This window comes from Ruegeria sp. CDSA079, from assembly GCF_059612245.1.
On the sequence record NZ_JBXWQF010000044.1, the window covers coordinates 1 to 7,812 of the forward strand.

The window sequence follows — 7,812 nt, forward strand, 5'->3', positions numbered from 1 at the left end:
GTGACCTGCGCAGCCTGTGGTGCGGGCCAGATAATTGGCCAGTAAGAACCGGACAGGGCCAGCCGCAAGGTGTGACCGGCACGAAGGCGGTGCGCGCATTCATTCAGCACGATCTCGGCCTCATAAACTTGGCCCGGCTGCAATGCTTCGGGGGTTTCGTGGCTGCGATAGTGGCACAGGTTCAGGGCGCGATAGGTGATGCGTTGCGATACGCCGTCAGGAGACAAATCGCATAGCCGCGCAACCAGTTGCGCGACGGGCTTGTCTACCGAGAACCGGATTTTCAGCCGGGCCCGGCCCAACAGCTCCAGCGGTGTTCGCATCACCGCGCTGTCGAAGCACACCGACAGCGCGTCGTCCGCAGCCTGATCGTCGGGCAATTCGTTGTCGATCCGCATGCCCGGGCAAAAGTAACCGCCCCTTGCGCCCACATTCGCAGCTGTGGCGACGATGACCTCGCCCTCGGTCGGCGAACCGGCAAACCCCGCAGGGCTTAGATGCCAGGTCTGGTCCTGCACCGAAGGTGACGGCCATTCAGCCTCGGCGATCCAGCGGCCTTTGCGCGGCCCGTTCTGCGGCGTAGGGTTGAAGTGTTCCTGCATGTAGGCGCGATAGGCGGGAAGGTCCTCGACCCCGTTTTTCTGCCCTTTCAGCCAGCGGTCAAACCAGCCGATCACCTCGGAATGAAAATCGCAGGCATCCAGTTTCGAAATATGGGCGTAGCGGTGTTCCCACGGGCCGATCATCGCCTTTGCTGGCACGGTCAGATTGGCGGCCAGCGCTGGCGGCGCGTTCACATAGGCATCGGCCCAGCCGGTTATGGCCAGAACCGGGGCCTGAATGGCCGACCAATCCTCGGACACCGAACCGTGTTTCCAGAACGCGTCGCGGGTGGGGTGACGCAACCAGTCGGCGGTAGAAAACGGGACATTCTCCAGGCGCGCAAGCCAGTCTTCACGCCAGTCGGAGCGCAGTTCGGGATCGGCCGGACGGGTCAGATAGGCAAACATCTGACTGCCCCAGTTCACATTGTCACTGAGCAGGCAGCCCCCCATGAAATGGATGTCGTCGGCATAGCGATCGACTGTCGACGCCACGCTGACCACCGCCTTCAGCGCCGGTGGGCGACGCCAGGCCATCTGCAACCCGTTGAAGCCGCCCCACGAAATGCCGATCATGCCGATATTGCCGTCGCACCAGTCCTGAGACGCGATCCAGTCCAGAACCGCCTCGCCGTCGCGAAGTTCTTGCTCCGAATACTCATCGTCAAACTGCCCCTGACTGTCACCGGTTCCGGTGATGTCGACACGGACACAGGCATATCCGGCCTCGGCAAAGACCGGATGCGTCGTCTCATCCCGGGGTGCGGTCCCGTCGCGCTTGCGATAGGGCAAATACTCCAGAATGGCGGGCGCCGGGCGCGTTTCGGGCAGCCAGACCCGGGCGGCAAGCTGCCGCCCATCTGGCAAGTGAATCCACAAATTCTCGACGATTTCGACTGGCATGGATTTTCTGAGCTCCCTGTTTGGGTCACAAGAGAACTCAGATTCCGTGGAAGGTAAATGGTGCGGTTTGAATCGTGCTTGTACTATCCGCATACAAACAGCGTACACCTGCAAAAATTTTGTGGCCGTGTCCGAAACGCACTCCAGTTCCCTGTCATGTGAAACAGCCCGCCGGAACAGCCTTCATGCCTTAACTGCAAGGTCCGCAGATGTCGTTTCAGCTTCGATAGCACTGGCCAGTGCCTTGCGGAACAGTTTGGCACCCTTGTCCAAACCAAGATCGATATGGGGTGTCTTGGCGCGCTTCATGCCCAAATGCACCTGCTCCAGCACCTCTTTGTCTTCGAGAAACGCCATACGCGCGCCGTCATTCATGAACTTTGAGACCTCTGCGTTGTCAGGGTCCGTGTTTCGGTGCTGAAACCAGAAATACCGGGTTCGGTCCTCGTCAATCGGCGTCATGAAATTGTACGAGATATTGACATAAGTCTTGTCGACCGAGGGTTTGCCATAACCGCCAGTACCAACGGGCGTATATACGGATTTGTTCAGCGCGATGGCAGGCAGGCACATCTCGTAATGCTGTAGCCGGTCGCAATCACCCGCGAACGCCACCAAGTTGGCATAGTAGGGTGAAGGCGGTTTGTTTTCGATCCAGCGTGACACAATCACACCACGGTCTGTCTTTTCGACATTTAACGGTTCTTCATCCGTGCCCGCGCCCGCAAAGGACGAGACATGGACCCAGGCCACGTGGCTGGGATCCAGCAGGTTGTCGCAAACCCAAAGATAGTGGCAGTCGATATCCATCACGCCACCATCGGTCTTGCCCCAACTTGGATCGTCAAAATTTTCAATTGGGAAGATCTTGTCCGGGTCAGCCAGTTCGGGGTCTCCCATCCAGATCCAGAGCAGCCGGTACCGGTCGACCACCGGGTAAGACTTCACAACCGCCCGGCGCGGGGTCATGCCACGCTGGGTGGGACTGTCGGTGCATCTGCCTGAACAATCGAACTTCAGACCGTGATAGCCGCATTCCACCACATCGCCGATCAGATTGCCTTTCGACAACGGCAATTTGCGATGTGGGCAGGCATCCTCAAGCGCCACGGGGATACCATCCTGCTGCCGATAGAAAACGACATTTTCGCCCAGAAACGTCTCGGCTTTCAACTCGCGCCCGATATCCTTGCTCCAGGCCGCGACGTACCAGCAGTTTCTCAGAAACATCGTTATGCTCTCCAATGTGACAGATGGCTTGTTCCAGTATGGGCACGCAAGCCCCCATAGGCCATGCTGGAATTGTAATGGCAGTCATAAGCCTGACTAATTTCAATCAGATGCAGGCGGAGGAATTTCCGGTTGCGCCGCAACCTCGGCATGAATCCAGTTTAGGAACTCGGCAACCTTGGCGCTATCCTTGGTCTCATGCGGTCTTACCAGCCAATAAGACAGCGGTGACTGAGTCACTTCCACGAAGGGGCGTGCCAAACGCCCGTCTGCCATCATGTCGATGACCAGGGGTTCGCGCCCTAACGCCACGCCCAACCCTTCAATCGCGGCCTGAACAACCATGTTCGATTGCCCCAGCCGCCGTGTCCGCAGCGCGGTTGGCAAGGTCAGGCCACAACGTCGCGCCCAGAATTCCCATGTGGGACTGACCGCCCCGTGATGGAGGTTCTCATCCACCAGCATCGTATGCCGCTCAAGATCCCCGACCTTTTGAAGATCAGGCAACAACGAGGGCGCACAAACCGGAAACAACTGCTCGTTCATGAGCAAATCGACCTGACAGCCGGGATAGTCGCCCAAGCCATAGCGAATTCCGATGTCCGCATCCGCACCGGAAAACGGGAATTGCCCGGTATCAGTTGCGATCGAAATCGACAGGTCCGGGTGGGCCATGTCAAAGCGCAAAAGGCGTGGAAACAACCAGTTGAACGCAAAACCCGGCAGGCATGAGATCACGATTGTCCGATCAGAGCGCGTTTTATCCCTGAGTTGCGCGCAAACATCCGAGATGCGCCCCAGCCCTTCCGAGATCGCCAGCGCCAACAACTCTCCTTCGCGGGTCGGGCGTGACTGCCGTGCACCGCGCACCAAAAGTTCGCGCCCCAACCACTCCTCGAGGGTGCGAACGTGCTGGCTGACGGCGCTTTGGCTGACGCCCAATTCGGTTGCAGCGGGTGAAAACCCCGAATGTCTGACAACCGCCTCGAACGCTCTTAGTGCGGAATAGGGTAAGTTCAAGATCATATTAGTAACTCTAATGTCACTCATTAACACTTTCAAATAGGTTGGGGACAGGCTCCTCGCGTAACTTTGACCAGTTCAATCCCGTAGGAGACGCGAATGTCGGACATCACGCCGGAACGCGGTGCGCAAAACCTGTTGGCAAACTGCGCCCACGCAACGGCCGGAGAACGGTTGCTGATCGCCTATGAACCGCCGGAGTACGGGTATTTCGATGCGGATAGTGTCGAAATCGTCTCGCGTGTTGCCAGATCCATGGGCCTGTCAGTCGACACCGTAGACGTGGGGTTCAACCCGGATAACCCGCACCTGTCGCCGGAACTGCTGGCCCGGTTCGAATCTGCCGATGTCATCCTGTTTCTGGCCCGACTCGGGGATCAGTTGCGGTTTTCTCACATGCCGAAGGGCAAAAAGATCATCGTCAGCTTTGCCCTCAGCCGTGAACAATTCGGGTCGGGGTTTTCAAACGGGCATCACGACGCCTTCATGGAACTCAAGGCCGAGATCAACGCGGTTTTGAACAACGCACAAGAGGTGCAGTTCACCTGCCCTTTGGGCACCGATGTATGCGGGCGGCCTGAAATGAACCTCGACCCGTCGGGCGATACCTCCATCCTGCGCTTCCCGATGTCGGTTTTCACGCCTGTCCCCGCACACAGCTTCTCGGGCCGCGTGGCCCTGACCTTCCTGACGGGAACCGGATCAAAGTATTATGAAGGTTATACAACCGAATTCACCCATCCTGTTCTTGCCTGTCTCGACAAGGGCCGCCTGACCGGGTTCGAGGGGCATCCGTCGGATGTGGCGCAGGCCGAGGCCCATTATGATCGCGTGGCAGCACAGTTCGGCATAGACCGGAACTTTGTGCATTCCTGGCACGCGGGCATTCATCCAGGCTGCGGTTACCCTTGGGACATGCGCCGGAACTACGAACGATGGAGCGGTGCCGCCTTTGGCAATCCGCGCATCCTGCATTTCCACACCTGCGGCGCATATGCCCCGGGCGAGATCAGCTGGAACGTGATTGACCCAACTGTCGTGATCGATGGCACGACCTATTGGGATAACGGGTGTTTCTACGCCGAGCGCCTGCCGGGCGGGCCTTCGATCCTAAACCGGTACCCATGCGCGGCGGGCCTTTTTGAGCAGCCCGACATGGATATCGGCTTACGGAAAACAGGCTGACCTGTCTGTTTTGGTCGCACGATCCAACGCGCAGACCCAGGTACAGCACCGCATCAGGATTAATCCGGTTGCTCCGAAGGACATGCCTGTCCATAAAAAACGCGGGACACAGCTCGGTCCTGCCCAAAAATATCTCTCATGACCTAGGAAAGGGAACCGTTTCATGTCTGCCTGGATCCGGATGATTTCTGACGACGATGCCGATGCGCCATTGAAGGCGGTTCTGGACCTTGCACGAACACCGCACGGTACGGTGGACAATGTCATGCGTGTGCACTCGCTGCGCCCTAACACCATGAAAGGGCACGTGATTTTGTATCGCGCGTGCTTGCACGATGACAGCAACACAATCCCAATGTGGTTTCAGGAAGTGATCAGTTCTTATGTGTCGACCTTGAACACATGCCCTTATTCCTATGCCAATCACTGGGCCAATGCACGGCACCTGATCGGCGATGACGCGCAGGCAGACAAGATCGAGGCCGCGCTCAAAGCGCAACGACCGCAGGATGCGTTCGAAGGCGCACATCTGGAGGCTCTGATCTACGCCGAAAAGCTGACTGTTTCGCCTGGTACTATGGTTGAAACCGACGTCATCGCGCTTAGACAAGCCGGTTGGGGCGACGGCGAGATTCTCGAAATCAACCAGATCGTCGGCTATTTCAACTACGCCAATCGATTGCTCAACGGATTGGGCGTAACAACGGATGGCGATGTTGTGGGTTATTACGCCAGCGAGTAAACTCAAGACGCGATTCCGGGTCACTTTCGGGCTTTGGAGATCCCCGGCGCGGTCGGCATGTTGTTCAGCACGCTTTACAACATCGTCGACATCTTCTTTGCCGGGTTTCGGTCGACCAGTGCAAGCCGGACCGACATTGGGGTTTCAGACATTCTTCGTCACGGTTTCTGTCGGCATCGGGCTGAGCGCGCTGGTGGGGTACGCTTTGGGGGCTGGAGAATCGATATGTGGTCGCACAAAGCACCTGCCACGTTTCATTTGCATCCCAGAAAAGACCGATCGAGGCGAGGTAAGGGATGCTGACCTCACGACGGTTCGCATGCGCGGCCTCGTCCGGTAGGGCAAACAGCTCCAACGGTATATTGGATTAGTGTCCCAATTCCCCTCCATTGCGTCTACTTTTTGGGGCTGATGTTCCAGCGTGTTCAAACGGTGCAGATCGCCCATGTAGATCTGCGCCTGGATCAGTATGGCACCTATCCCCGCTGCGGTTATGAACGTGGCGCACACGTCGTGACCGCAATCTCTGATCAGCCGGCGAAAGGCCGAGATCCCAAGGATCAGGAAAGACATGGTCAGGCTGTTCACCATCAGCAAATGCGCCAGACGTTAGGGCATCGACGGTTTGAAGATGATCGCCTACCCATCGGTGGCAAAGACCGCATCATCGCACATCTCGAACCCGGCAGGCGTGTGCATCCAGCTGTTTAGATCCAGAAGGCGGACATGGTGGCACCGAATACGACAAGGAAGGTCGCCGTTGTGTGTAACCGGTTTGGAACCTTGGAAAACCTAAAAAACATGATGCCCGGAAAGACCGCTTCTAGAAAGAAGGCCGTCAGGATTTCCTAGGCCAGCAGCGGCCCGGCGATATTGCCGACAGCCCGTCTTGCAGCCGATTAGCCTAACGGTGGGCTATATCAACTAGCGGCTTCAAACGCGCGCACCATCGTTCCCGTGGCGTTTCTTGGACCAACGTATGTTTCAAGCTTCCCTATTCACCCCAAGGAGTGCCGCAGTTTACCTTCAAACTGGCACATGTCCCAGAAACCGTTCGTTCCGCACCTGTTCCGGACGTGATTTGTAGTGCTTGAAAAAGGCTCGCGACATCGCAGTACGGGAAGAAAAACCAGTTGCAGACGCGATCTCTACAAGCGGCATATCTGTGAACTTCAACAGACTATTGGAGCGCTCCAGTCGGAGCTCTTTATACGTTTCCAACAGCGTCGAGCCGGTCTTGCACAGAAATCGTCTTTGAAGCTGTCGGGTGGATGTGCCGATCACATCAGACAGATCCGAAATTCTCAGCGGATCTTCAATGTTCTCCAGCATTGTGTCGACTGCAAGAGTGACAAGCCTGTCGCCATTCGCCTTGCGAATAAGCCGGTTAGCGGCCTGACTTTCGGACATGCGCTGTGGCTCGCTCAAACCAATGTATCGCCGCAGAGTATCCGCCAGATGCTCACCATGGTCCATTGATACAAAATCGGCCAACAGGCGCAGCGCACTGATCCGCGTATTCGCGCTGTGCATACGCCCGTCGGAGGAAAAATAGGTTGAAGTTCCGCAGCTTTTTATTCCACGTTCCAGCGCCGCCGCTTCGAAAGCTGAATGCACAGCGGCAATGGTTCGGTCCGATCCGCTGATTTGGGACAACAACATCACGCTCCCCCCGACAAGAAGGGATCGGGGCGAAAGGTTCAATACCTGATTGACCCAGGATCTTTCTGCGGCAGTGGGCGTCCACGCGTTTTCGATATCCCCCCAGAAGATGGCTGTACGTCCCGCCCAAAAAAGCGGGCCGCCAACCGAATCATTCCCAGGAACACGGAAGTTCACGACATAGGTGTGTTTATCGACCAAAGAGTTCAGCGCTTGGTAAAACTCGACCACCAGTTCGGCTGACGCTTTGTCGGAGTTACGGTGCAAAATGACATCAATGCACTGCACTCGATCTGAAACAGGAGCAGAAGTTTCTGCCAAATGAGCGTGGTCATTCGCTACGACATAGTGTTTCATTTTGATGTACCAACCTCGCTTTGGTCAGCACCAAATCAGAACATGAGTTTCCGATTGGCGAAAACCCCGCCTGTTTTTGGCGGGGTTTTGTTTTTGCGTTTACTCGGC

At 56.8% G+C, this 7,812-nt stretch carries 8 protein-coding genes; 2 read left to right on the forward strand and 6 right to left on the reverse strand.

What is annotated here, in order from left to right; all coding sequences use genetic code 11:
• The 3 genes from AC2FJZ_RS22065 to AC2FJZ_RS22075 all read right to left on the reverse strand — a co-directional run.
• A partial coding sequence (locus tag AC2FJZ_RS22065) for a CocE/NonD family hydrolase (RefSeq protein WP_496780355.1) occupies nucleotides 1-1,505 on the reverse strand: 1,505 nt, incomplete at its 3' end.
• 183 nt (nucleotides 1,506-1,688) lie between these two features.
• A complete protein-coding gene (locus AC2FJZ_RS22070) occupies nucleotides 1,689-2,735 on the reverse strand; it encodes an aromatic ring-hydroxylating dioxygenase subunit alpha (protein ID WP_496780357.1) in 1,047 nt (348 codons plus the stop codon).
• Nucleotides 2,736-2,837: 102 nt separating this feature from the next.
• Entirely contained in the window at nucleotides 2,838-3,785 is a 948-nt protein-coding gene (locus tag AC2FJZ_RS22075; protein ID WP_496780359.1) for a LysR substrate-binding domain-containing protein, read from the reverse strand.
• A 72-nt stretch (nucleotides 3,786-3,857) separates the two neighbouring features.
• Here AC2FJZ_RS22075 and AC2FJZ_RS22080 point away from each other — a divergent pair, with 72 nt between their 5' ends.
• Both AC2FJZ_RS22080 and AC2FJZ_RS22085 read left to right on the forward strand, forming a co-directional pair.
• Nucleotides 3,858-4,943, forward strand: coding sequence for a hypothetical protein (locus AC2FJZ_RS22080; RefSeq protein WP_496780361.1), 1,086 nt, complete (start codon nucleotides 3,858-3,860; stop codon nucleotides 4,941-4,943).
• Between the two features lie 163 nt (nucleotides 4,944-5,106).
• A complete protein-coding gene (locus AC2FJZ_RS22085; protein ID WP_496780363.1) occupies nucleotides 5,107-5,685 on the forward strand; it encodes a carboxymuconolactone decarboxylase family protein in 579 nt (192 codons plus the stop codon).
• Nucleotides 5,686-5,829: 144 nt separating this feature from the next.
• On the opposite strand, the gene AC2FJZ_RS22090 is transcribed toward AC2FJZ_RS22085, so the two are convergent.
• From AC2FJZ_RS22090 to AC2FJZ_RS22100, 3 genes are all read right to left on the reverse strand, one after another.
• Nucleotides 5,830-6,276 carry a cytochrome ubiquinol oxidase subunit I gene (locus tag AC2FJZ_RS22090; RefSeq protein WP_496780365.1) on the reverse strand — a complete coding sequence of 149 codons (447 nt, stop codon included), beginning with the start codon at nucleotides 6,274-6,276 and terminating at the stop codon, nucleotides 5,830-5,832.
• A 116-nt stretch (nucleotides 6,277-6,392) separates the two neighbouring features.
• Nucleotides 6,393-6,488: a cytochrome ubiquinol oxidase subunit I gene (locus AC2FJZ_RS22095; RefSeq protein WP_496780367.1), complete on the reverse strand. Its 96-nt coding sequence runs from the start codon at nucleotides 6,486-6,488 to the stop codon at nucleotides 6,393-6,395.
• Nucleotides 6,489-6,711: 223 nt separating this feature from the next.
• Nucleotides 6,712-7,614 (reverse strand): helix-turn-helix domain-containing protein, encoded by a 903-nt coding sequence (locus AC2FJZ_RS22100; RefSeq protein ID WP_496780369.1) that lies wholly within the window; start codon nucleotides 7,612-7,614, stop codon nucleotides 6,712-6,714.
• Nucleotides 7,615-7,812: the final 198 nt, after the last annotated feature.

Excerpts from the sequence above, each read along its gene's own strand:
- AC2FJZ_RS22070 (WP_496780357.1), bottom strand. The coding sequence starts at position 2,735 with ATGTTTCTGAGAAACTGCTGGTACGTCGCGGCCTGGAGCAAGGATATC.
- AC2FJZ_RS22095 (WP_496780367.1), bottom strand. The coding sequence starts at position 6,488 with ATGTTTTTTAGGTTTTCCAAGGTTCCAAACCGGTTACACACAACGGCG.
- AC2FJZ_RS22090 (WP_496780365.1), bottom strand. The coding sequence starts at position 6,276 with ATGGTGAACAGCCTGACCATGTCTTTCCTGATCCTTGGGATCTCGGCC.
- AC2FJZ_RS22080 (WP_496780361.1), top strand. The coding sequence starts at position 3,858 with ATGTCGGACATCACGCCGGAACGCGGTGCGCAAAACCTGTTGGCAAAC.
- AC2FJZ_RS22075 (WP_496780359.1), bottom strand. The coding sequence starts at position 3,785 with ATGAGTGACATTAGAGTTACTAATATGATCTTGAACTTACCCTATTCC.
- AC2FJZ_RS22085 (WP_496780363.1), top strand. The coding sequence starts at position 5,107 with ATGTCTGCCTGGATCCGGATGATTTCTGACGACGATGCCGATGCGCCA.